Annotated in this window: 26 protein-coding genes and 1 tRNA gene; 9 read left to right on the top strand and 18 right to left on the bottom strand. The window is 35.7% G+C overall.

Features of this window, described 5'->3' with window-relative positions; genetic code table 11:
* Positions 1–20: 20 nt before the first annotated feature.
* From arsS to H602_RS0101720, 3 genes are read right to left on the bottom strand one after another with little or no spacing between them, the layout of a single operon-like run.
* Entirely contained in the window at positions 21–1,088 is a 1,068-nt protein-coding gene (gene arsS, locus H602_RS0101730) for an arsenosugar biosynthesis radical SAM (seleno)protein ArsS (RefSeq protein ID WP_425402311.1), read from the bottom strand.
* Complete coding sequence (locus H602_RS0101725) at positions 1,085–1,420, bottom strand: arsenosugar biosynthesis-associated peroxidase-like protein (protein WP_026976464.1); 336 nt, start codon at positions 1,418–1,420, stop codon at positions 1,085–1,087. Before H602_RS0101725 ends, arsS begins: the two co-directional genes overlap by 4 nt.
* Before the next feature lie 4 nt (positions 1,421–1,424).
* On the bottom strand, positions 1,425–2,183 hold the full coding sequence (locus H602_RS0101720) for a DUF547 domain-containing protein (RefSeq protein WP_026976463.1): 759 nt from the start codon (positions 2,181–2,183) through the stop codon (positions 1,425–1,427).
* 66 nt (positions 2,184–2,249) lie between these two features.
* On the opposite strand from H602_RS0101720, the gene H602_RS0101715 reads away from it, so the two are divergent.
* Positions 2,250–3,074, top strand: a complete 825-nt coding sequence (locus H602_RS0101715; protein WP_026976462.1) for a purine-nucleoside phosphorylase — start codon at positions 2,250–2,252, stop codon at positions 3,072–3,074.
* An 80-nt stretch (positions 3,075–3,154) separates the two neighbouring features.
* Here H602_RS0101715 and recQ read toward each other — a convergent pair whose 3' ends face one another.
* Complete coding sequence (gene recQ, locus H602_RS0101710; protein ID WP_026976461.1) at positions 3,155–5,263, bottom strand: DNA helicase RecQ; 2,109 nt, start codon at positions 5,261–5,263, stop codon at positions 3,155–3,157.
* 151 nt (positions 5,264–5,414) lie between these two features.
* Positions 5,415–5,654, bottom strand: coding sequence for a hypothetical protein (locus H602_RS0101705; RefSeq protein WP_026976460.1), 240 nt, complete (start codon positions 5,652–5,654; stop codon positions 5,415–5,417).
* 151 nt (positions 5,655–5,805) lie between these two features.
* Here H602_RS0101705 and H602_RS0101700 point away from each other — a divergent pair, with 151 nt between their 5' ends.
* On the top strand, positions 5,806–6,864 hold the full coding sequence (locus H602_RS0101700) for a DUF2891 domain-containing protein (protein ID WP_051224126.1): 1,059 nt from the start codon (positions 5,806–5,808) through the stop codon (positions 6,862–6,864).
* Between the two features lie 39 nt (positions 6,865–6,903).
* Complete coding sequence (locus H602_RS19230) at positions 6,904–8,460, top strand: T9SS type A sorting domain-containing protein (RefSeq protein ID WP_084404186.1); 1,557 nt, start codon at positions 6,904–6,906, stop codon at positions 8,458–8,460.
* 349 nt (positions 8,461–8,809) lie between these two features.
* On the opposite strand, the gene H602_RS0101690 is transcribed toward H602_RS19230, so the two are convergent.
* A complete protein-coding gene (locus H602_RS0101690) occupies positions 8,810–9,010 on the bottom strand; it encodes a helix-turn-helix transcriptional regulator (protein ID WP_026976458.1) in 201 nt (66 codons plus the stop codon).
* Between the two features lie 624 nt (positions 9,011–9,634).
* On the opposite strand from H602_RS0101690, the gene H602_RS0101680 reads away from it, so the two are divergent.
* The 6 genes from H602_RS0101680 (at position 9,635) to H602_RS0101650 (ending at position 14,042) form a co-directional block, all read left to right on the top strand.
* Positions 9,635–11,197: an NAD(P)/FAD-dependent oxidoreductase gene (locus H602_RS0101680; RefSeq protein WP_026976456.1), complete on the top strand. Its 1,563-nt coding sequence runs from the start codon at positions 9,635–9,637 to the stop codon at positions 11,195–11,197.
* A gap of 343 nt (positions 11,198–11,540) precedes the next feature.
* Positions 11,541–12,065, top strand: coding sequence for an isopentenyl-diphosphate Delta-isomerase (idi, locus tag H602_RS0101670; RefSeq protein WP_026976454.1), 525 nt, complete (start codon positions 11,541–11,543; stop codon positions 12,063–12,065).
* A gap of 10 nt (positions 12,066–12,075) precedes the next feature.
* Positions 12,076–12,489 (top strand): 6-pyruvoyl trahydropterin synthase family protein, encoded by a 414-nt coding sequence (locus H602_RS0101665; RefSeq protein ID WP_026976453.1) that lies wholly within the window; start codon positions 12,076–12,078, stop codon positions 12,487–12,489.
* 17 nt (positions 12,490–12,506) lie between these two features.
* The gene (locus tag H602_RS0101660) at positions 12,507–13,475 is read left to right on the top strand and encodes a type I phosphomannose isomerase catalytic subunit (protein WP_026976452.1); all 969 of its coding nucleotides are present in this window, start codon (positions 12,507–12,509) and stop codon (positions 13,473–13,475) included.
* 148 nt (positions 13,476–13,623) lie between these two features.
* The gene (locus H602_RS0101655; protein ID WP_026976451.1) at positions 13,624–13,890 is read left to right on the top strand and encodes a hypothetical protein; all 267 of its coding nucleotides are present in this window, start codon (positions 13,624–13,626) and stop codon (positions 13,888–13,890) included.
* A 78-nt stretch (positions 13,891–13,968) separates the two neighbouring features.
* A tRNA-Thr gene (locus H602_RS0101650) sits at positions 13,969–14,042 on the top strand.
* A gap of 123 nt (positions 14,043–14,165) precedes the next feature.
* Here the strand turns inward: H602_RS0101650 and H602_RS0101645 are convergent.
* The 12 genes from H602_RS0101645 to H602_RS0101590 form a co-directional block, all read right to left on the bottom strand.
* A complete protein-coding gene (locus tag H602_RS0101645; RefSeq protein WP_026976450.1) occupies positions 14,166–14,876 on the bottom strand; it encodes a DUF4369 domain-containing protein in 711 nt (236 codons plus the stop codon).
* A gap of 88 nt (positions 14,877–14,964) precedes the next feature.
* Positions 14,965–16,791 carry a M61 family metallopeptidase gene (locus tag H602_RS0101640; protein WP_026976449.1) on the bottom strand — a complete coding sequence of 609 codons (1,827 nt, stop codon included), beginning with the start codon at positions 16,789–16,791 and terminating at the stop codon, positions 14,965–14,967.
* Positions 16,792–16,887: 96 nt separating this feature from the next.
* Positions 16,888–18,276: an alpha/beta hydrolase family protein gene (locus H602_RS0101635; RefSeq protein ID WP_026976448.1), complete on the bottom strand. Its 1,389-nt coding sequence runs from the start codon at positions 18,274–18,276 to the stop codon at positions 16,888–16,890.
* A gap of 10 nt (positions 18,277–18,286) precedes the next feature.
* On the bottom strand, positions 18,287–18,877 hold the full coding sequence (locus tag H602_RS18005) for a hypothetical protein (RefSeq protein ID WP_051224109.1): 591 nt from the start codon (positions 18,875–18,877) through the stop codon (positions 18,287–18,289).
* Positions 18,874–19,158 carry a DUF2089 family protein gene (locus H602_RS0101625; RefSeq protein WP_026976447.1) on the bottom strand — a complete coding sequence of 95 codons (285 nt, stop codon included), beginning with the start codon at positions 19,156–19,158 and terminating at the stop codon, positions 18,874–18,876. Before H602_RS0101625 ends, H602_RS18005 begins: the two co-directional genes overlap by 4 nt.
* A gap of 120 nt (positions 19,159–19,278) precedes the next feature.
* The gene (locus tag H602_RS0101620) at positions 19,279–19,557 is read right to left on the bottom strand and encodes a DUF2805 domain-containing protein (protein WP_026976446.1); all 279 of its coding nucleotides are present in this window, start codon (positions 19,555–19,557) and stop codon (positions 19,279–19,281) included.
* 110 nt (positions 19,558–19,667) lie between these two features.
* Positions 19,668–20,489, bottom strand: coding sequence for a sterol desaturase family protein (locus H602_RS0101615; protein ID WP_026976445.1), 822 nt, complete (start codon positions 20,487–20,489; stop codon positions 19,668–19,670).
* A gap of 54 nt (positions 20,490–20,543) precedes the next feature.
* A complete protein-coding gene (locus tag H602_RS0101610) occupies positions 20,544–21,152 on the bottom strand; it encodes an alpha-ketoglutarate-dependent dioxygenase AlkB family protein (RefSeq protein WP_026976444.1) in 609 nt (202 codons plus the stop codon).
* A 10-nt stretch (positions 21,153–21,162) separates the two neighbouring features.
* Positions 21,163–21,522 (bottom strand): DoxX family protein, encoded by a 360-nt coding sequence (locus H602_RS0101605; protein ID WP_035758713.1) that lies wholly within the window; start codon positions 21,520–21,522, stop codon positions 21,163–21,165.
* A gap of 34 nt (positions 21,523–21,556) precedes the next feature.
* On the bottom strand, positions 21,557–22,474 hold the full coding sequence (locus H602_RS0101600) for a DMT family transporter (RefSeq protein WP_026976442.1): 918 nt from the start codon (positions 22,472–22,474) through the stop codon (positions 21,557–21,559).
* A gap of 124 nt (positions 22,475–22,598) precedes the next feature.
* Complete coding sequence (locus H602_RS0101595; protein WP_026976441.1) at positions 22,599–23,216, bottom strand: response regulator transcription factor; 618 nt, start codon at positions 23,214–23,216, stop codon at positions 22,599–22,601.
* Entirely contained in the window at positions 23,213–24,976 is a 1,764-nt protein-coding gene (locus H602_RS0101590; RefSeq protein WP_169516013.1) for a tetratricopeptide repeat-containing sensor histidine kinase, read from the bottom strand. The genes H602_RS0101595 and H602_RS0101590 overlap by 4 nt, the downstream gene beginning before the upstream one ends.
* Between the last annotated feature and the right edge of the window lie 14 nt (positions 24,977–24,990).

Raw genomic sequence — 24,990 nt, 5'->3', positions numbered from 1 at the left:
GTGGATAAATAGGATTGAAATTAAGCAACGGCACCGCCACAACTGCTTCCAGAGCCTGCCGTACATCCATAACAGTGATTGCTTACTATTATTTTTCTGTTTTTTAAAGAGTCGATTTTAAAGTCGGATAAGTGCTGGGAATCTCTGCTAGAAACCTTTAATTCCAACATTTGATTGAAGTCACAATCGTAAATATAACCATCCCAACCAATAGAGAGTGTGTTTCTACACATTACATTTGAAGCTGCAACTGGATTAAATGCGTCAATTAATTTGGTCATGTAATCTTCGAAATTTTCAGATGCTATTAAATAATCCAAATACCGACTGACCGGTAAATTGGTAATTGCAAATAAATTATTGAATTCAATTCCGAAATCTTGGAACAATGCTTTTTTATATTCAAGTTCCAAAGCGGATTGATTGGGTGGTAAAAATGCTCCTGCTGGATTGTACACTAAATTTAAGATCAGTCCTGAATTTGGCTTGCCGTAACCTACTGTATTGAGCATTTGCAAAGCCTCAATGGAACTTTTAAAAACGCCATCTCCTCGCTGTTTATCTGTTCGGTCTTTTGAATAAAACGGCAAAGAAGAAACGACTTCTATATTGTGAAGTTTGAAAAAATCAGGTAAATCGTAATATTTTTTATTAGCTTTTATAATGGTCAAATTGCAGCGTACTAAAATTTTAATGCCAAGTGCACTCACTTCTTCCACAAACCATCTGAAATTCGGATTCATTTCGGGAGCACCACCGGTCATGTCTACAATTTTAAAATTCGGGTTGTTTTTTAAAACCTCCAAAATGAGTTGCATCGTTTCCTTGGTCATAATTTCTTTCCGATCCGGACCTGCATCCACATGACAATGCGTACACACTTGGTTGCACATTTTGCCTAAATTGATTTGAAATACTTCTAAATTTGTAGGCAATAATGGAGACAGTCCGATGGCATCTAAACTATCCTGGAACGGTTTAAAGTGCAAAGGATCTTGTTCTAAAATCTGCAGTTGATTTTCTGCTTTTGACAAGGAATTATGAGTTGACTTTAGTGATTTCAACGGCACTTTTTTAAATGCACTCATAGGCCAATTTTCTTAACTTTATTCATCATTTGAACGCCGTGAACTAAACTTGCTCCACCACGAATCGCGGCGGCAACATGAACGGCTTCCATCATTTGCGATTCGCTGTATCCTTTTTCATAAGCGTCCGTGCTGTAAGCGTCAATGCAATAGGGACATTGAACGGCATGCGCTACCGCCAAAGCAATTAAGGATTTCTCCCGCGCTGTTAATGCACCTTCTTTAAAAACTTCGCCATAATAGTCAAAGAATTTTTCGCCCATTTCTTTCTGGAAATCAACAATATTTCCAAACTTTTTTAAGTCGTCCGAATTGTAATAACTTTTATCCATTTTTCTAGTTTATTTTTTGATTTTTAACATCTAAAGTCCAATCGTAATCGGCATATTTAAATTTTGGCTTTTGGTCTTCAGGAACTAATTCCAGTTTTTTAATGATTTTTAAAATCCCACATCTACTGCCAAAATCTCCTCTAAACCAGGACATCAGTACGGGTAAGGTAATCTCATCCTCTTCTTTATTGTATTTGGCAATTTTAGTCACATAATCTCTAGTGGATTTTTCCAATTGCTGATCTAAATCTTTTGAAGTATAAGCAACGACAGGTGGACAACTTTTTGCTCCGCAATTTAGCGCAAAATGGATGCGGTAATCTACTTCGTCAACTCGATACGTTCGGTCTAATTTACTTGGAAATAGTTTGTGCAATTTGCCTAAACTCCACTTGATACTCGATCTTCTCAAGAAGCCATGTTCAATGACGTCCAAGCTCAATTCGTGTCCTGCGATTACAAATTGCTTTGACTTAAAAAACGCACCTCTATCTTCATATTTTTCAGGATGTTTTTTTAATTCATTATTTGTAAAACCATTATACAAGTTGATGAAAAATGTTTTTTTATTAGTATCGTCCTCAATTTGTTTCAATAATTGGGCTTCATCTGCTTTTGCAATAATTGCTTTATAGTCATCAAATTTAGGATCATTTGAAAGTGCCGCTTGCACAAATTTTGTAGATAAAGCCACATAATCTACTTCTTGAGCGTAATTCATTGCGGTAAAACACAAAAGTACTATTAGTGCTATTTTTTTCATAAAAGATTGTATTGTAATGTAAATTTATATTTATTTACGTAATTAATTTAATAAAGTTTTAAAATTATGAACTATTCAAATCAGATCAGTGAAGCTACGGATTTTTTACGCTCAAAAGCTGTGACTGCTCCAGAATTTGGCGTTGTTTTAGGAACTGGTCTTGGCAAGTTTTTAGATTACGTAGATATTGAGCATACCATTGATTACGCAGAAATACCGCACTTTCCTGTATCGACCGTTGAATTTCATAAAGGTAAACTAATTTTTGGCACTATTGGAAGTACTAAAATTGTAGCGATGCAAGGTCGCTTTCATTTGTATGAAGGTTACAGTTTACAGCAAGTTACATTTCCTATCCGTGTTTTGCAAAAATTGGGAATCAAGCAATTATTGTTAAGCAATGCAGCAGGTGGAATAAATAAATCGTTTAGAAAAGGCGATTTGGTTTTGTTAAACGATCACATTAATTTACAAGGATCCAGTCCGCTAAAAGGCTTGAATAGTTTTGAATTTGGTGGCATTTTTCCAGATATGAGTGCTCCTTATGATGCTAATTTGAACGGAAAACTACATTTAAAAGCTACTGAACTTGAAATAGAATTGAAAGAAGGAGTGTATGCGTCAGTGTTTGGACCGCAATTGGAAACCAGAGCAGAATACCGCTATTTAGGAATTATTGGTGCCGATATGGTTGGAATGAGTACTACGCCAGAAGTTATTGTTGCCAACCAATTAAAAGTTCCATGTGCGGCAATAAGTGTCATTACAGACGAGTGTGATCCAGACCATCTAAAACCAGTAGACATTGCTGATATAATTGCAACTGCAGGAAAAGCGGATGAAAAGTTAAGTAAGTTATTTTATGAAGTAATTCAAACTTTTAACTCGTAACTAGTTTTTAGTTTTTAATGTAACTTATTTAATTTTAATATCTTCACCCCATTTAGTATTTGGAAAGTACCATTAAAATGCTAGTGCTCTTTTTCAATAACTGCCAATCCCATTCTGATTTTCGAGTACGGCATTTCTTCTTCGAAGTAGTCAAAATAAGATTTCAGAGGAGCATTTGGTTGTAACTCCTTTTGTGCTTCTCTAATATGATCCACTTCAGATGAATTAACAAAGCTACTTACATCATTTAATAAATCATCGGAATACAATTTAGCAATGTGCGAAATAACGGTAGAAACGCCCAATTTACGCCTCACTGCGATTTCTTCCACGCTCAAATTTTCATTAAAAAGAGCTAAAGTTTCTTTATAAGTACTGCTTTCTTTTTTCACGCGAGGGGTAACGGGTTTGTTTTTCTGAAATTCAATAATTGCTTCAATAAATTCTGAACCGTATTTTTCAAGTTTTGCCTTTCCAACTCCTTCAATCGTTAAAAATTCTGCTTCACTCATTGGTCGTGTTTTTTCCATATGACGCAGTGTGGCATCACTGAAAATAACATACGCCGGAACTTCATCTTCCTTTGAAATTGTGTAACGCAGTTTTCGCAATACATCAAAAAGTCCACTACTTGCTCTTGAAGGTGCTTTTTCTTTAAAATCAATGGTTGGCGCTGGTTTTTTTACCACTGCGGTTAATTTTACTTTTTCGCCTTCAAATAAAACTTTTCGTGCCAAAGGTGTAAGTAGAATTCTATTTTTCTGATGAAAAGCAATTTCGCAATAACCTAGATTAATCAACTGAATTAAATATTGATTCCAATCAAACCATGAAATATCGGCACCAATTCCGTACGATTTTAAATTCTGATACTCTTTATCGTAGATCGATGCATTTTTTGAACCTCTTAGAAAATCAATTATTAAAGTCAACGGTTCATTTTCTTGCAGTCGTGTGATAGCCGAAAGCGCTTTTTGTGCCAAAATTGTTCCGTCAAAAAACACGGGTGGATTTTTACAAATATCGCAATTGCCACAATTTTCGGTAACCAATTCGCCAAAATAGGACAGTAGGATTTTACGTCGGCAACTTAAAGCGTCGGCATATTGCTTCATGCGTTGCAATTTTGCCAGTTGTACTTCAGAATTTAATCCTTCGGAAGCAAACTTTTGAAGCTGAATCATGTCCGCATAACTTTCAAATAAAAGTGTTTCTGAAGGCAATCCGTCTCTACCTGCACGACCAATTTCTTGGTAGTAACCTTCAATGTTTTTGGGCAAGTTATAATGAATGACCCATCGAACATTTGACTTGTCAATTCCCATTCCAAAAGCGATTGTGGCACAAACAATTGGGCAATCGTCGTTAATAAAATCATCCTGCGTTTTGGCTCGCAACTTACTTTCCAAACCTGCATGATAGGCCTTTGCTTTGATTCCCTTTTGTTGTAGTTTCTGTGCCAATTCCTCGGTAGTTTTCCGACTCAAACAATAAACGATCCCAGATTCATCGGGTCTATTTTCTATAAAATCTATAATTTGTTTCACCCTATCCAATGCCGGACGAACTTCTAAACTCAAATTTTTGCGGTCAAAAGACGCCACCACAATTTTTGGATTGATGAGGTTTAATTGTTGTACAATATCCGCTCGCGTAGCTTTATCGGCTGTCGCAGTTAGTGCCAAAACTGGTGTTGCCCGAAAGCGATTTTTTAAGTAACCCAAGTTGGTATATGCCGGTCTAAAATCGTGTCCCCATGCTGAAATACAATGTGCTTCATCAATGGCTATCAAGCTTATTTGGAGTGAATTAAAAGCTTGGTCTAAATATGATAAACTTTCGGGCGCCACATAAACCAATTTTATGGTGCCTTCGCGCAACGCATCTATGTAAAATTGCTGTTCTTCTGAACTTTGAGTGCTGTTAATAAAACAAGCCGGAATTCCGTTGGCTTTCAAGCTGTCCACTTGGTCTTTCATTAACGCAATTAATGGTGAAATCACGATTGTAATTCCCGGTAATAATAACGCAGGCAATTGGAAACAAATTGATTTTCCACCACCTGTAGGCATAATTGCAACAGTATCTTGACCTGAAAGCACAGTCTGAATAATGTCTTCTTGATGTTGACGAAATTGCTCAAATCCAAAATGCTCTTTTAAATTGGCGTGGAGTATTGATGTAGTCATGACGGCTTTTAGTTTAGGATTTAGAGATAGAACCACTTAAGGATGGAAAGATAGAAGGACTTTAATATCAATTTCAATCAAGAAAAGAAAATCTAGTGCAAAGACTGATTTCAAAACTGATAACTTTCAACGGATAACCGTTAACTGACAACTATCCTTCAAAAAGCTCTCCTCGATGTGGTTTTAATACGTCTCTAATCTGAATCATATAAGCATCAGTAACCACAACATAGGCAATGGCATGCATGTCATTGATAACTTCAAAACCAGTATTAGTTAAAGGAAGTTGCTCAATTTCAATGTATTCCTTTAAGTGAGTTACATGATGTTCGGCTGTCTTTTCGGACGCTTGGCCTCTAAAATCCCAAACTAATTTTATTTGACGTTCCATTTTTTGCTTGTTTTATGCAAAAATACGGTGCTTTAATTGATTTTGCTTTATAATTGACTTCAAATCTAGCATGCAAAACCGTAATGATTTTACACGTTTATATTTGAAATTTTTAGCTTCAAAATGCTTATTTTTGGTAAAAACACAAGGTATGTATAAATCCATCTTATTCTTTTTGACGATAAGTTCTTTTTGCTTTGCGCAAAATTTAACACTTCCTCAAGCCAATCACTTGGCAACATTACCCATTAAATGTTTGCAGCAAGAATATCCCAATAAGTTAAGTCAAATGCTCATTGACAGTTCTGAAATTGCTTCGCCAAAAACGTTGCATCCTGCTTTTTACGGTTGTTTCGACTGGCATTCTTCGGTCCATGGACATTGGAGTTTGGTGTATTTGCTCAACCATTTCCCCAAATTGGAAGGTCGAGCAGAAATTATTGAGAAATTAAAAGTCAATTTATCGAAACAAAACATCCAAGAGGAAATAGCCTACATTTCTAAACCGCATGAAAAGTCGTTTGAACGAACGTACGGTTGGGCTTGGTTGCTGAAATTGCAAATGGAATTAGACTCTTCTTCTGAGGCTTACGCCAAAGATTTAGCACAGAACTTACAGCCACTTTCTGATAGTATAGTGCGTCGTTATATTGAATTTTTGCCCAAATTAAACTATCCTATTCGTGCTGGAACACATTCTAATACGGCATTCGGGATGAATTTGGCTTGGGATTATGCTATAAATTCTAAAAATGATGCGCTTCAAAAAAGTATTGCAGATAATGCCATCCGATTGTATGAAAAAGACCAAAATTGTCCTTTTGATTGGGAACCAAGTGGCACGGATTTTCTATCGCCATGCTTGGAAGAATTAGGAATTATGCAGCGAATTTTGCCTGCTAAATCATTCTTGGTTTGGACAAAGCAATTTGCACCAAGATTATTCGACAAAAAGTACACTTGGGATGTGGCCCGAGTTTCCGATAGAACGGACGGACATCTAGTACATTTAGATGGTTTGAATTTTAGCCGTGCGTGGAATTTTTATTACCTTATTCAGAGGTATCCAAAAGAATTTTCACATTTGCAAAAACTGGCGGATACACATTTGACATTTTCACTTCCTTCTGTAGTAGATGGAAATTACGAAGGCGAACATTGGCTTGCTTCATTTGCTTTGCGAAGTTTTGAAATGAAAGGTCAATTGTAAACTAATTATGCTTAAATTTGAAATAATATAACAAAATATATGAAAAACAATTACTTATCTCTTAAAAATTTTGTTGTTTGCATTATGATTTCCACTTTCGGAATGCATGTGAATGCGCAAACAGATTACAGTGTTACTTCAATTCCGCATCAAGTGTATACAGCTGCTGTTCCTGTGCAATTTACATCAGATGACAAATATTCAGATGTAATTCCGCTGACGTTCGATTTTACTTTTATGGGAAATACTTTCAATCAAGTCCTAATAGGTACAAATGGTGATATACGTTTTGATACTGCATTAGCAAATGGATATAATCCTTATAATTTTAATACAACAATCCCTAATTTAGATTTCCCTATCAAAAATGCAATACTTGGTTGTTATTCGGATATGAATAGTAATGGAAATACGACTGCAACACCAGGAACGATAACTTATTCAGTTGTAGGAAGCGCACCTTACCGCAAGTTTGTTGTGCTTTTTAATAATCAGCCCCCTTTTTATTGTGGTAATGCAGAAGTAACTACCTTTCAAATGATTCTTTATGAAACTCTAAACACCGTTGATGTGCAAATTGTGCAACGTCAATCCTGTACTACTTGGAATGGCGGACTTGCCGTAACGGGTTTAATTAACGACACCGGTTCAATAGGAATTACTCCTCCGGGAAGAAACACAGGACCTTGGACTGCTACTCAAGAAGGCTGGCGTTTTGCATTGCCTGTTTCTAATTCAAATTACAGTTACATCGCTTGCGAAAATACAGCTGCTGGAGTTGCTGATTTCAACCTTCAAGTGGTGAAAGATGATTTAGAAAATGCGAATTTGAATTTTTACGCTAGTCTTTCGGACGCTCAATTTGCTGAAAATGCGCTTGCCTCTTTAAGTTTCACAAATACAACGGCCAACTATCAAATTCTATATGCAACGGACGGTACAAGTATTACACAAGTAGATTTGCGAACCATCAATTGCCAAAACGACTACGATTTGGATAGCGTTCCCACTATTGATGAAGATTTGAACAACGACGGTAACTTTGCAAACGACGATACGGATAACGATGGAATTCCAAATTTCATCGATAACGATGACGACGGCGATATGGTTTTAACTTCCGTTGAATATGTGTTTGCAAATCTTCCTAATGGAAGAACCGAAACCACTTTGCTAGACACAGACGTCGATGGAACTCCAAATTACCTAGACAATGACGACGATGGCGACGGTGTTTTAACCATTAATGAAGATTATAACGGTAACAATAATCCTGCAGATGACGACACCAATAATAATGGAATTCCAGATTTTCTTGAACAGTCGGTTTCATTGGGTACAACTAAAAGCACATTGAATAATTTAATTTCAGTGTATCCAAATCCTGCTTCAGATGCTTTTTATATCGCAAATAAAAGTGCCGAAACAGTTTCAAATGTTTCCATATATGCTATAAATGGAACTTTGGTAAAAGAATTTAAAAACACAGCTGCAACTGCAAATGGTATTTCTATTGCTGAATTTCCAACGGGTGTTTACTTGGTTCGATTAACAGTTGGTACAACCATTGTAAATTGCAAATTGATTAAAAAATAAATCATTACATGTTAGATTGAAAAGGTTTGGATTTATGCCAAACCTTTTTTTTTAATAATGTTTTTTGTATCGCAACTTTTCGGCTTCTTTTTAACCATGTTCCTGCCTTCCGTTAAATCTTTTCTGATCTCGTGAAAAACGAGACCAGAAAAGGATACCACTTCCAGTCAGGGATAATTAAACAATCTGTAGGCTTCATTTAATCGTTCAAACGAAAATTTAACTATATGTGCTCTAAATCCTGCAAGGTTTTCAAAACCTTGTAGGTATAAACCACATTCGAAAATGCCTAAAAATTTGTGGATAAAAACTCACAAGATTTCAAGAATGTTTAGATCGTTTTTTGCAATCAATCGGTTTCGTCAAGGAAGAAAATAGCTTCAACTGATTTTTCAAAATACTTTGCGATTTTCAAAGCTAATACGGTCGATGGAACGTACTTATTTTTTTCCATAGCATTAATGGTTTGCCGACTTACTGAAATAATTTTGGCCAAATCTTCTTGCGTAATATCTTTGATGGCGCGTTCGACTTTTATATTATTTTTCATTACTAGTGTCGTTGAATTTGTATAATAAATAATGGAATCGAATGATAAATAAAATGAGAACCGTAAACATATTGTAAATCATTACATTTAAGAAAGCGAGGTCATAAATAAAAATGAAGCACAACAACAGTAATGTATAATTTATTAAAATAGACCACTGAAAAGACAAAAGTCGCAATTTCATAATGAATTCGTCTTCTTTTTTTTGTTTTGCGAAAGCCACGAATAGGCCGCCTAAAATAAAAAGTACGCCTACAATAGTAAAGGTTAGATTTACGTCGATTAAGGTAAAATATTCGGTCGGTTTCAGTATTTCAGCACCAGCAATTGTAAATACTCGTGCATTGAGAAATGAAAATTCATCTTCACTTATTGAGCAAATCGTCCAGGCTAAAACGGCTGCTGTAATTTAAATCCATCCAAAATAGCTGAATCGATTCGGTAATAAAAAATTTGTTTCCATAAACTGTTAAATTTAAATTCAATCAAATGTAATAATAACTTCTCTTTATGTAAAGTATTTTTTACAAAAAGCTTTAAATTTTTTACATTTTATAATTAGTAAGGTTATTTATAAATGAATATTATCTTTTATAAATTCCCTATTTTTGCAAAAAAAAATCCATGTCTAAAGAACTCTTGCTTCAAGTTGCACCAGAAATTGCAGTCAATAATCAGTTGCTTAAAGAACATATTGCAAGACTGGAACGCATTAGTTCAGCCGAAATTCAACACATTACCATTTTGAAGCGTTCGATAGATGCCCGTCAGAAATCGATAAAGATTAATCTAAAGGTGGTGTTGTTTTTTCAAGGCGAAGCTATTGTTGAAAAGCAAATTGAGTTGCCTGAGTACAAAGACGTGTCCAAGGCACAAGAAGTTCTTGTAGTTGGAGCAGGGCCTGCCGGACTTTTTGCTGCATTGCAATTAATTGAATTGGGCTTAAAGCCAATTGTTCTCGAGAGAGGAAAAAACGTTCAAGAACGCCGACGGGATTTAAAAGCCATCAACATTGACCACATCGTCAACGAAGATTCCAATTACTGTTATGGCGAAGGGGGTGCAGGAACCTATTCAGACGGAAAATTATATACCCGTTCTAAAAAGCGGGGAGATGTTGATAGAATTCTGGAATTATTTGTCGCTTTTGGCGCTTCCCCGGATATTTTAGTCGAAGCCCATCCACACATTGGAACCAATAAATTGCCTAAAATCATTCAAGCCATTCGCGAAAAAATCATCGAGTTTGGTGGACAAGTTTTGTTTAATACCAAAGTGGTCGATTTTCTTGTAAAAAACAATGCCATTGAAGGCGTTGTCACGCAAAATGGCGATAAGATTCTAGCATCTAATTTGATTTTGGCCACCGGTCATTCCGCTCGTGATATTTATGAATTGTTGCATCAAAAACAAATATTTATCGAAGCCAAGCCTTTCGCTATAGGCGTTCGGGCTGAACATCCGCAAGAACTGATTGATAAAATTCAGTACAGTTGTGATTTTCGAGGCGAATTTCTTCCACCAGCACCTTATTCAATAGTAAAACAAATAAACGGTCGCGGCATGTACTCCTTTTGCATGTGTCCCGGTGGCGTAATTGCACCTTGCGCGACAAGTCCGGGTGAAGTGGTAACGAACGGTTGGTCGCCATCCAAAAGAGACCAAGCTACCGCCAATTCAGGAATTGTGGTCGAATTGCGTTTAGAAGATTTCAAGCCCTTCGCTAAATTCGGACCTCTTGCTGGAATGGAATTCCAAAAAAGCATCGAGCAACAAGCATGGCGTGTAGCGGGGGAAACGCAGAAAGTGCCTGCCCAACGAATGGTTGATTTTACACAAAGCAAAGTTTCGGCGTCCATTCCTAAAACGTCGTATGTTCCCGGCACTACTTCGGTAGAATTGGGACGCGTTTTTCCGGGATTCATTACGCAAACGCTGCGGGAAGGTTTTGTTGAATTTGGTAAATCCATGAAAGGTTATTTCACAAACGAAGCCATCCTTCACGCTCCTGAATCCCGAACTTCATCACCAGTAAGAATTCCTCGTGATGCTATTTCGTATCAGCACCTTCACATCAAAGGATTGTATCCATGTGCAGAAGGAGCGGGGTATGCCGGCGGAATTATTTCTGCAGCAATTGATGGGGAGAAATGTGCATTGAAAATAGCGGAAAGCGTACACCAATAATTCTTTTATAGTACTTTCGTTAAATATTTCACAAACGCAAAAATCGGCAGTTAGCTCATAAGTTTTTTGTATTTTTGGAGCTATTCTTAAGGAATGGATTTAGGATGTACACCAATTATTACCTGCGTTAGGAATTGATTTTTTTGCGTGAGGGATGGAAGTGGAGCTCTTTTTTGGATTGTTTTTTTTTTTTTTAACAATCCAAAAAAAGCGGGAGCGTACAGCCCGACCGCTGCTGCTTTTGGCTTGCTTTGAAAGCCAAAAGCAGTAGGGGTCACGCCCAAAGAATGCAACACTTGATTAGATTTTGCCAAAATTTTGAAAATTATAGGATTGTAAAAGAATGGAAGAACAAGTTATTTTAGTGAATGAAAAGGACGAACCAATTGGCTTGATGAACAAGTTGGAAGCGCATGAAAAAGCGGTTTTACATCGTGCATTTTCTGTTTTTATATTAAATAAGGACAAAGAAATTATGTTGCAACAACGCGCTTCACATAAATACCACTCGCCAATGTTGTGGACCAATACGTGTTGCAGTCACCAAAGAAGTGGCGAAACGAACGTTCAAGCTGGGAAACGACGTTTGTTTGAAGAAATGGGTTTTACGGCTGAATTGAAAGAGTTGTTTCACTTTATTTACAAAGCACCTTTTGATAATGGCTTGACGGAGCATGAATTGGATCACGTAATGATTGGTTATTCTGATGAGGAACCAGCGATTAACGGTGAAGAAGTGGCCAATTGGAAATACATGTCTATTGAAGCGGTGCGGCAGGACATGAAGGACAATCCCGGTATTTACACGGTTTGGTTTAAGATTATTTTTGATAAATTTTACCACTATTTAGAGGAACACACGATATAAAAGTATATTTATGAAAGTTACAATTTCACGAAAAGCACATTTTAATGCGGCTCACAGGCTGTATCGGAAAGATTGGTCTGATGAACAAAACCAAAGCATTTTTGGGAAGTGCAATAATGCCAATTTTCATGGGCATAATTATGACATGATTGTAAGTGTTACCGGACATATTGATCCTGAAACAGGTTATGTGATGGATGTTAAAATCCTTTCGGATTTAATTAAAGCGGAAATTGAAGATCGTTTTGATCATAAAAACTTGAATTTAGACGTACCTGAATTTGCTGATTTAAATCCTACTGCAGAAAACATTGTAGTGGTTATTTGGGACAAACTTCGCGCAAAGATTAATCCAGAACACGATTTAGAGGTGGTACTTTATGAAACGCCTCGCAATTTTGTGACCTATAGCGGTGACAAATAGATTTTAATTCTATACCTATGAATCCATTATTTTATCCATTGCAGTTTAACCCTATTTTAAAAGAAAAGATTTGGGGTGGTGAGAAACTAAAAATGCTACTTAATAAACCGATTACTTCAGATACCACAGGCGAAAGTTGGGAATTATCTGCCGTTGAAGGTAATATTAGTGTGGTTTCGAATGGTGATTTTAAAGGAAAAGAGATTACAGCGTTAATTGACGCTTATCCAGAGGAAATTTTAGGCGCTTTAGTTTATAATCGTTTTGGAAAGCAGTTCCCTTTATTATTTAAGTACTTAGATGCCAAAGAAGATTTGTCTATACAAGTGCATCCAAATGATGCGTTGGCAAAAGAACGCCACAATTCCTTGGGGAAAACTGAAATGTGGTATGTGATGCAAGCGGATGAAGGTGCTGAAATTATAGTAGGTTTTAAAGAAAATTCAACGCAAGATGAGTATTTAAAAAGTTTGGCTACTAGGAAACTGACTTCTATTTTGGACGGTATCGAAGTGCATGAAGGAGAAGTGTTTTTTCTGGAAACAGGAACGGTGCATTCTATTGGTGCTGGAATTGTTATTGCAGAAATCCAGCAAACGTCTGATGTTACGTATCGTTTGTATGATTTTGACCGGTTTGACAGCAATGGGAATAAAAGAGAATTAAACGTAGATTTAGCCTTGGAAGCCATCAATTATCAAAAAACAGAAACTCAGAAACTGTTTTTTAGAGAAGCAAACCAATCCAATCCTGTGGTGGAGTGTTCTTATTTTACAACTAATTTCATACCGCTAACCGTGAAAACTGCCATTGAAAAATTAGGCGATTCGTTTACCGTATACATGTGTGTGGAAGGAACTTTTGAAATCATAATAAGCGATGTGCATTTTTACTATCAAAAAGGCGATACGGTTTTAATTCCTGCCGCTTTAAAAAACTACTATTTAAGTGGAGTAGCTTCCCTTTTAGAAATTTACATTTCATAAGACCCGTAATTGCAATTGTTAAAAATCTGTATCTACGATGCTTTTTATCGTGGGTGTTTTTTGCAATACTTTCTATTTTAGCAATTTCATAGTCGGTTATATCAAGATTATGTGTACTTTTGCAATCGGAAATTAAAATAAAAATCAAATGGCCAATATTAAGAATTTAAAGAAAGACATCAACTACGTATTAGGTGATATTATTGAAGCAGTATACTTGTACGAGATGACTACAACAGGAAAACCAACTGTAGAAACAAATGCATTAATCGATGAAGCGATTGCTTCTTTTGATGTTTTGATTGAAAAAGTAAACGCAAAGAAAGTTGAAGATAAAAAAGCACACTTCAAACAAATCAATAAAGATTTGGAAGAAGTTGCAAATCAATTAGTTGCTAAAATCAACGCATTGTAAGAAAAAAAAGTGCAAAAAAAGTTGAATTTTTGTTTGTAAATCTAAAATTCAGTCTTATATTTGCACCCGTAATGAGACGCCAGCGTAGCTCAGTTGGCTAGAGCAGCTGATTTGTAATCAGCAGGTCGTGGGTTCGAGTCCCTCCGCCGGCTCAATACAGAAACCATAACATTTAGTTGTTATGGTTTTTTTTATGTCCAAAAAAAAAGCCATTTTTGAATTTTCAAAAGTGGCTTTTTAATAGCAATTTATAAATGATTGTATATCGCTTGATTTTATTTTACTTGCTTCAAATCGTTCAAGTACTCGGTTAGTAATTTTCCATATTTAGATTGAGCTACTTTTGGAGCGATCGTTTTGCTGATGGTGTCTAAATATTTAATGTTAGCATTGCTAAGTTCTGTTAAAGCTACGTAAGGTGCTACTTCATATTCTTTGTTGGTCAAAGCAAAGTTAATAGCGTACAAGTATTTTCTTTTTAATTTAGAGTCAAACTTACGCTCAATACTATCCACGTCTTGCAAACGCTTAAAACGAATAGCATCAAATTTCTCTTTTGAAATATCTAGTAATTCGCCGTTGTATTTGGTGTTTACTTTTTGGAATTGTTCAAACAATTCGTGATTCTTAGATCCAGAAACTTTTGCACTTGCGTAAAAATGGTCTAACGCCGCGTCAACAGTTATTGTTCCTGGCTCTGCAAAAATAGGTAAACTGTTATCAATGGATTTTGTAACGCCGCGATTTACTTCCAAATACATCACTTCCGGTGAATCAAGATTAAAATCAAATTTAAACTTGGAATCTTTACTCATTTGTACACTGTCAATAGTAACTAGAATACTGTCGTTCTGCTTCTGTAGATAAACGGTTCCTGATGTGAATCCTTTAATAGTTCCTGCAATATGTGTGTTGGTATCGGCACCTTTTTCCGCACAACTCATCAAAAGGAAAGCGGTGGTAAGCGAAAGAATCAATTGTTTCATTTGGTTATATTTTTTTGGCAAAATAATAAAAAAATCCCCAAACAACTGACTTATTTGGGGATTATATTTAGCAAATCATTTTAAACTTTTAGCCTTTTAACCATGCTTGTTTTTTAGACTCTTTTGCGGTTTCTGTAAATTGATAGCCTGGAATTCGTTCTTGTGGCAAAATAGCTTTGCCTGAAAACTGTTTTTCAACACCGTTGCGTCTAATTATGAAAGTAACTTCTTCCTCTTCTTTCAATGAAGTGCTCCAAATGATCAAATCATTGATGTTGTCTAAATTATATTTTATAGTATTCACGGATAATAATACATCGCCCGGTTCAATTCCTATATTTTTTAAAAATGGTTGAAGTGGTGCATGTTGGATGAAACTAATTTCCTTCGTATCTGGATCAATGCTTATAAGTGGCGCTTGCTCCTTTATAAATAAATTCCCTTCGGTATTGATCATCGTTTTGGTCACTCCCATTTTTGCAAAGTATGCACTGTATGGAATTGGAGTAGGACCGCTTACATATTTTTCCAAGAAAATGCCTACTTCTGGATAGGTCAATTGGGTTATTTTGCCAAATAATTCGCTATCGTCAAATGCTTTTTTTGTCCCATATTCCAAAGAAAGCAGCTTCATTAAATCTAAAATACCTCGTTTTCCATTGCTTTTTTCTCTGATTTCGATGTCAATGCACATGGCAATCAGTGCGCCTTTTTCATAGACATTAAGGTATTCATCTTTGTAAGGTTTTATCAAAACGTTAGTACTCATTTTGGTAAAAGGCAACATGTCATTCATTCGTGATGCATTGGCAATCTTGCCCGACATTCTTTTATAAAACTCTTCTTCGGTAATTAAGCCTTGATTGATCTGAAATAAATTGGCAAAATATTCAGTTACACCTTCATACATCCATAAATGTTTAGACATTTTGGGAGCATTGTAATCAAAATCCTGGATTTCCTTAGAATGAATGCTTAAAGGGGTAACAATGTGGAAAAATTCGTGCGAAACTACATCTTTCAATTGATCTACTAATTCTGATTTTGGTAGTAATTCTGGCATCACCACCGTTGTTGCTGTTGGGTGTTCCAAAGCGCCAAATCCTTGCGCATCGGGTTTTGAATTGTCAGACAAATAAAGTAGAACTACATATTTTTTTGTGGCGTTAAAGTCACCTAAAAAATTCTTCTGAGTTGTTATCATAGTCTTCATTTCAGGCGTAATGCTTTCCGCAGTAACCAATCCGTTTGGTGAGTAAACAGCAATTACAATTTCCATTCCTTGGACGGTAAATGTAGTGTAATCCGGTTTTGCATACATAATTGGGTTTTCCACTAACGTAGCATATCGATTGGTCTGAAATACATCTTTAGTTTTGGATGCATCCAAATCTTCCATGGCCGTTGCACCCCACAAATATTCCGGATGAATGATGGTAAGTTGATACGGACTATTGGCAAAACCATCAAAATAACCTACAAAAGCATGTGTGTTGATCATGAAATTTTTACCGACTTCGATATTGCTTCCTGCTGGTGAAAATATTTCGTGTGTGTCTTCAATATCGTATGTGTCATTAACCTGATACGAAATTGTTCTTGCCTTTGCAGCATTTTCAATTTTCCAAGAATTATCGTTGACTTTTATCGTTGTCAGTGCATTTCCTTTGGCATCAAAAGCTTTAAATTTTTCGATGTATTTTCCATAATCATCCTCCGAATACGTTCCGGGGATTATTTTAGGAAAGCTGTAAAGTAACGCAGATGCCGTAGTTACAGGAACGGAAACGGAAACAGTGACTTGGTCATTGGTCACTTTATTTAAATCCATTTCTACTTGAATTTTGTTTTGTGAAAAGGCAAATAGTGTAGAAGTTAGCGCAAGGAGTAAGAACTTTTTATGTGTAAAATTCATCGGATAGAATATAAGTTGAATGTATTAGACTAAAATCGCGCTGAAATGTTACCGTTTTTAAAAGAAAAAAGAGGAATTAAATTCCTCTTTACTGTATTACTTTACTTGTTCTTGCATCCAATCGGACATCGTTTTTAAAACTTCAGGAGCAAACGTTTCTTCAATTTCACTGTATTCTGCCACAGTACATGTTTTACAATGTTGGAATAAGTGATTGAGCTCTGGAAAAATCTGAACTTTTACTTTCTTATTTCCTCCTTCTTTTAATGCTTTTGCAATCGCTTCTGTATTGAGTTTAGCCGATACTTGAATGTCTTTTTCGCCGTTCAATACTAAAACAGGACATTTTACCTTCTTCAGATTCACTCTCGGATCGTAAGAAATAAAATACCGAAACCAAGGCGATGCAATAGCGTTTACATTAGTCTTTATAGACGCATCTAACTCTTCTTTCGACGGTTTTTCATTCTGAGGTATTTGTGCAGAAGCATTTTGGAAGTATACGGTTAAGTTTTGTTTTACCTCCAAAAGTGTTCCTGTACCTTTTACAATAGCGTAGATTTCTTGATTTGTTATTTTTGCCGCAGCTAATTGTTCCTCGGTCATGCCATTAATTTTTCCCACTTGGTAATTTTGATCTACAAGTAATTCATCACCTGCCACACCTGTTCCTGCTAGCAAAACGATAAATGCAATATTTTTATCTATTGCAGCAAGCATTGGAGCAATAGTGCCGCCTTCTGAATGTCCGATAATTCCAATTTTTCTGCTATCAACTTCTTTCCTAGTTTTTAAATACGCTATAGCTGCTGCAGCATCATTTGCAAAATCATCGGATGTAGATAAAGTAGGGTTTCCTTTTGATGCTCCAACGCCTCGATCGTCGTAACGCAATACTGCAAAACCATTTTTAGTGAGATAATCAGCAATGACTAGAAAAGGTTTATGTCCTAAAATTTCGGAATCACGATTTTGCTGGCCACTTCCTGAAATTAGAATTACCGCTGGAAATTTTCCTTCTTTTTGTGGCAAAGAAAGTGTTCCGGCCAATCCGATTTTTTCTATTTCATTTATAAATTCAACGTCTTCCGTATAATACGAGTACGGTTTTTTAGGTTCTTGAGGCCGAATAATTTCCGCAACACCTTTTGTCAGATTCAAAGGTGCTGAAAACGCTCCTTGGGAGAAAGTACCCGTAATTTCAGAAGTTGATTTCCATTCGCCCGTGTACTTTATGCCTGCAGCTTTTACATTTATCGTTAACTGTTGATTGGAAAAAGTAACTGCATCAACAGGAATTCCCTTGGCACCTTGCTTCGGACTGTCCATAGTAGCTGCATAACCTGTCGCGGTTTTGGTAAAATTAAAAACCAACGGAAGTTCAGTTCCTTGAATTTTTAGTATTCCGGTCCATCCGCCAGAAAGGTCTTGACCAAAGGAAGAAAAGCTGCCCAGAATGACGAGTAAGAGGAAAAATTTTTTCATAACGTATTAATTAATTAATTAGGTAAAAAATAATTTTTGAAAGCACTTCTGCAACGATGATCGTCACGCCAAAAAGGACAACTTCTACAGCACCTTTAGCATTAGTAGCCACTTTATATCCTTGGTAAAGCAGATAGATAAACCAAGCAAGGAACACAAGTGAGACAATTGCAAATAAAGCTAATATCCCCATTTGAATCGTGTCAAATTCTGGAATTGCTCCAGGTTGCACGGTAAGAAATTGCTGTATTAATTTTTCAGTTTCATTATAAATGTAATTGTTCCAATTAAAAAACGGAAGAAAATAATAAGGTATTCTAGCAATTAAACTGGCTGAAAAAAAGTCTATAAACCGCGTTTTGTTGTTTCGAATTTTGCCTAAAGCAAAAAGCGTCAGCGATAATAGGGCAATATTTATAGCATTGTCGGTCAATGTATTGCTAAAAAAAGTAGGCATTGAAAAATGCAAATCCAACACACCATCAAATCGAGCATTGAAAAAAGCGCCAGTCATAGATAATACAATTGTAGCAGCAATTCCAAATAAAATTAAAGGTCGTTCTGAAAATTGCTCAAACGGATTGAAGAGGATTTTTTTCATAAGGCAGGTTTTGGTTGAAGTTTTTTAATCTTTTCAATAATGTCATCTAGCTTATTCCGAACTGTGGGGTAGCTTTTTCCCATCTGATTTGCCATCTCCTTTAGACTGCCGCTGGCTAAAAAAAAATCGAGTATAAATTGTTGTTCTTCTTCTGGTATTTGTAACAATAATGGCAAAAGATATTTGCCCGACACTTTAGTTTGACATTCCGGACAGCTCAATTCTGTTACGGTAAGTTGACTTTCACAACTGGGACAACTATCGGGGAGTTTCGGCTTCATTTTTAATTATTTTAAAAATTATTAAACAAAGTTAATATTATTTTAAATATAATTTAATAATTATCAAATAATATTTCAATGACAGCCAAAAAAAAACTTCTGCAGGGCAGAAGTTTTATATTAGTCAAACTTATTTTTTATGTAGTATTTTCCGTCCAAATCTTCGTCAAAGTCATCCACTTTTTGGGGTTTGGGTTTAGGTTTAGCCGCCACTGCTTTCTTTTTCCAATGTTCAAATTTTTCTGCAGTCAATCTTTTCTTCATGATTTCCATGATTTCCCTCTCGGCAAAACCAAATTCCTTTTTAATGATTTCAAAGGGATTTCGTTCTTCTAAAGCAAGGGTAATCAACTTCTCGTTCTGTTCGCGAGTTAATTCGATATTTTTATTCTTTTTCATTAGGTGAAAATTAATTCAGATAATTTGTTAAGGGTGAAATTATTAGTCAATATTAAGGAAAAATTTAAAACTACAGTCTACTTAACTCAATTTTTTTTGAAAAAAAAAAGTTACAATTTTTTAAAATCCTTCTTGAACGGAATTTTCAGCATCGTTTTTACGCTGTTGCATTCTTCCTTTTTACGATGAGTGTCAATTCCGTAAATTATTTTTGAGTTTTCTAACACAGAAAATGTTCCGAAAATACGGTCCCAAATTGAAAAAATATTTCCATAATTAGTATCTGTGTAAGGCAAAACATAATGATGATGCACTTTATGCATGTCAGGAGAAACGATAAAATAGCTAATCAGCGTGTCCAATTTCTTTGGTAGTTGAATATTGGCATGATTAAATTGTGAGAAAACTACTGAAAGAGATTGGTATAAAAACACCAACCACATCGGCGTTCCCGCAATAAAAACTGCAAGAATGGTACAGATAAAACGAATTAGACTTTCTCCGGGATGGTGCCTGTTAGCAGTGGTAGTATCTACAGCGGTATCCGTGTGGTGAATTAAATGGAAACGCCACAAGACTGGAATGCGGTGCTGTACCCAATGTGCAAAATAGGCTCCAATTAAATCTAAAAGTAGTAAGCCCAATAAGGCATACAACCAGATATTTATTTTAGGTAAAAGATGCACTAATCCCCATTGGTTTTGAAATGTATAATTGGCGGTAAAAAGTAAAGCCGCTGCTAATGTAAAATTTACTATAATCGTAGTCGCTGTAAAAAAGATATTTATGCTTGCATGTTTTGCTTTATTGTATCCAAATAAATGCAACGGCGAAATATTTTCAATAAGCCAAAACAGTGCAATTCCTCCTGCTAAAATGAATCCCCGGTGCAATGACGGGATTGTGGTGAAATAGCTGATAATTGTTTCCATAAAATTCACATATCTTTAAAACGCTGCACTAAAATAGTGCTTTTTTAAATAGCATCAGCTTTTTTTTATGCTCCTGAACGTCAGATTGATTCGTGGCGCCACCGGTTGCAACGTTTTAGGAATTTGATGCTTGTAGAAATGTTGCGTACTTCCTTTCATCAACAATAAGCTTCCGTGCTCGAGCTTAATTTTACATTTGCTTTCGGGATTTTTGATATGCTTCAGATGAAAGAATCGCTCACTTCCTAAAGTGACTGAGGCAATGATCGGATTAATTCCCAATTCCTTTTCGTTATCAGCATGCCAGCCGTTACTGTCTTTTCCATCGCGGTATAAATTTAGCAGCACGCTATTAAAAGTGGTTGAAGCCCTCTGTTCAATCTCTATTTTCAATTGTAAAAGTGCGTTTGACCAAGCATTGGCTAGCATTTTTATATTGGAATAGGAGTAACTTAAATCGTCTGCACCATAAAAAGCGGTCAGCCTGGGTTGTGGATGTGTTTTGCCAAACAGTGTGATAGAGTCACTTTGCCAAGGTGTTTCACTTAGCAGTTGTTTATACAGTAGCGTGGCATTATTTGATTCTAAAAAAGCAGGATAGTAAATTACCTCGGCGTCCGGTAAGTTAAATTCTATTTTTTCTTCTGAAAACAAAGGAGTCATCTCAAAAATTTTAAGTGTAGCAATAAGCCCAAACTATAAGTGCCATTTGAAGTGGTAATCTTAGAAGCAAAATAGTTCTGGACAAGCCCATTCCGGCTTTTTCATTTGTAAACATAAATAAATTTGCGGGAAAAACAGCAATCAGCAAAGCTATAATTCCCCATGCTGCAATTGGTGAAACCAGTGGAATACACAATCCAATACCCAAAATAACTTCTGCAATTCCGCTTACGTAATTCAGTAATTTGGGTTTTGGAAGATAGGAAGGCATTATTCTAAGGTACAATCGAGGATTTCTAAAGTGATTTAGTCCCGCGAGCATATAAATAGCTCCCATCAAATATAAATGCCAGGGAAAATCAAAATTCATGTCGTTCAATTTCCTAGCAAATTAAGAAAAATAATTACATCATTCGTTTCTTTCTGTCGAAATTTAAATTCATAATAACAATCGCGGTAATGATGATGATAATTCCAATCCACTGAATCAAAATCACTTGTTCATTTAGTAAAAAGTAAGCCATCATTACTGAAACGGGAAGTTCTAAAGACGCAACGATGCTTCCTAGACCAATTCCAGTATTTGGAAATCCTGCGTTTAATAATAATGGTGGAATAATGGTGCCAAAAAGGGCTAGTACAATTCCCCACCTCATGAAGATTTCTAGATTGAAGGGAGTTATTTGAGTTATAAATGCAAAAGTAAATACAATTATTGCTCCACCTGTAAGCATGAGTAAACTCCTTTGTGCGGAAGATACATGCGTAGCAATTCTATTAGCGGTAAACATGGTTGTTGTAAAAGATGCTGCGGCTAAAATACCCCAGAACAAACCAGTTGACCAATCAATTGAGGTATCGCTGAAGTTGATCTCAAATATATTAATGGCTAAAGCAGTACCAATTAGAACAACTAAAACGGCAATTGTCTTCTGTAATGAAGGTGCTTTTTTATCCAAAATCCATTCGAGTAAAACGCCCATCCAAACGGTTTGCATCAGCATTACAATTCCTATAGATACCGGAATATATTTTACTGCCAAATAATAAAATAAACTCGTCAATCCCGTAGAAGTTCCTGCTACGATTAGTTGTATGACATGATTAGTTGTAGGTTTTACAACAGCAACTTTTGATCTGCTGCGTTGAACGATGTTTACGATTATTAAACCAATTAATCCGTAGATAAATTGAGATGTGGTTACTTCTGCAGTAGTATAGCCTTCATTGTAGGCAATTTTCACAAAGGTTGCTAGCATTCCGTAGCTGGTTGCTCCAAGTGCAACAAGAAAAACACCTTTGAGTACGTTGTTTTGAGTCATTTTTTCAAAATTAAAAAGGGCGACAAATGTACTCCTTTAATATTCAAAAACGTTTTATTTTTCAAAGTAAAATTGGAAGCAATTGTAAGAATTTTTTATGCTGTAAGAAATGTGATTATTGGAATTAATCAAAGTCGTATTTTCGCTCCACGGCAAAACGCAGTAAATCGGTTTTTCCGCGAATGTTTAACTTCTTTAAAATATTTTTTCGATGGGTGTCAACGGTGCTCTTTCCAATAAACAAAAGTTCACTGATCTCTGCAGAAGTTTTTCCTTCGCCTATAAGGTGTACAATTTCTATTTCACGTTTGCTAAGTAAAACCTCCTCATTTGTGGAGCTGCTTTTTTCGCAAATGATATTACTGTCAAAGAATGTCTGCTTTTGGGCAACCGTACGTATTGCTTCTACTACTTTTTTCAACGACGAATTTTTCATAATATAACCCGAAGCACCTGCGTCTTTCATTTGAGCCATTGCTTGAGGTTGATCAAACATACTGAAACCAACAACTTGAATGTGCGGAAATTCGGCTTTTATGATTTTGGTTGCTGTAATTCCATCGCATTTTGGCATGCGAATATCTGTAATTACTACATCAGGCTGTTTCAAGCGGACGAGTTCAATTAAAGCAGCGCCATCTATTGCCTCTCCAATTACTTGAATGTCATCTTCAAATTCTAGCGAAAGCTTAATCCCGTCTATGAGTGCTTGATGGTCTTCTGCGATTATAATTCTAATCATAAGGCTAAATCGATTATAATGGTTGTTCCTTTTGATACCGCAGAATCCACAGTAAAAGTTCCACCCATTTGTTCTACTTTCTTCTCAATTGATTTAAGACCAATTCCATCTTTATGAACGACTTCTTTGTAATCAAAACCCTTTCCGTTGTCTTCTATAATAATGTTGATCAGTTCAGGATTATGTTGTGTCAGATAAATATTCACTTCGTTTGCCTCTGAATGCTTGATAATGTTGGTACATAATTCCTGAATAATTCTAAATAAAGTGACCTCCGTTGTATTGGATAAACGTTGTGTCAGTCCAAACGGAATGACATTTATTTTTAATCGATTTATAACGGTCATTTTTTCAGCCATTTTTTTTACGGCAATAAGTAATCCTTCATTTCCCACAATACCCATGTTTTTAAGATGGGAGATGTTGCGTACTTTTTGATAGGTTTCCTCTAACATAGCATCCGTTTTTTCAAATAATTCTTTATCCTCAAGCTTTTGCAATCGGCTTAAATTCTGAAAATTCAATTTTAGTGTCGCGAGTAAACTGCCTAGATTATCATGTAATTCATTAGCAATTTGTTGTCGCTCCACTTCCTGGCTTTTTAACATAACGTCAATATCATGTAACTCTTGATCTTTAAGCGTTTTATCAAGTTGCTGTTTTTGTATTAATTGTGCTTGTTCGGCAATTTTTCGTTTCTTAGAAATGTTTTTAAAAATTAGCACGGACAGAATAATCGCTATAAGTAGGAGGCCAAGAGTTGTATAGGTTATAATCTGATTGCGCTGTACTTTAGCTTTTAGCATCAAGTTTTCAATCTCCTTTTCCTTTGTTTCATATTTAATATTGAATTCAGAAATTTTGATATTCTGCTTGTCAAAATCAAAATCAGCTTGAACTTCTATGTAATTTGAAAGATTTTCATATGCTTTTTTATAATTCCCCAGTTCGCTGTAATTTACGGCTAAGAATTGGTAAATGTAGCTCTTAACGTTTTTGTCGTTTTGCAGCAATGGAATTGCTTTTGCTTGTTCCAGTAAATCTAATGCTTCTTGAAATTCTCCTTTATAATAATAGCAGCTGGCTTTATTAATTAAGTTAATGCATAAATTATATTTATCATCCCTTTTTCCAGCTAATGCTATAGATTTATCAATATAATATAATGCTGAATCCGGTTTTTGAAGCATTTCATTGTATAAAACGCCTATGTTAGAATAAACATTTTGCAATTGTGCGCTATTTCCAGCTCGCTCTCCATAAAATAGTGACTTTTTAAAGAGTTGCAAACTTTCTTTTGGATGTTCTTCCATTTTTAATGTGCCCCAACTAGAATACGCATTGGCAATCATTACATCTTTTTTTTGCTTTAGCGCAAAATTTAAATAATCCTGAACATAGCTTTCTGCTTTTTTTCTATTGTTTTTTTCGGTGCTTAAAAAAAATGCAATATCCAAGTTAATTGCCATTGCACTTTCAATACTGTCAATGGCCAAATAGGCTTTTTTAGCATGTAAATAACTTTGAAACGCGGAAGCATTTTTATTATCAGCTGCAAAACATTTAGCCCGATAAATATGGAATAAGGCTAAATCTTGCTTTTTCAACTTTAAAGTATCGTTGGAATTAATTTCCTTCAAAACCCGGAAATGCTGACCGCTTTTTAATAAACTGTCAAGATGCTTTCGGTCCATATTTTGTGCGTTCATCACAATGGAAGGCATCAGAAATGAAATTAAAAAGCAGAAAAATTTGTTCATAGTGCACATGTAGT

Origin of the sequence: Flavobacterium tegetincola DSM 22377, from assembly GCF_000425485.1 — a bacterium.
GTDB lineage: Bacteria > Bacteroidota > Bacteroidia > Flavobacteriales > Flavobacteriaceae > Flavobacterium > Flavobacterium tegetincola.
The sequence above is the reverse complement of the archived record's forward strand: the minus strand, read 5'-3'. Positions and strand labels throughout refer to the sequence as shown.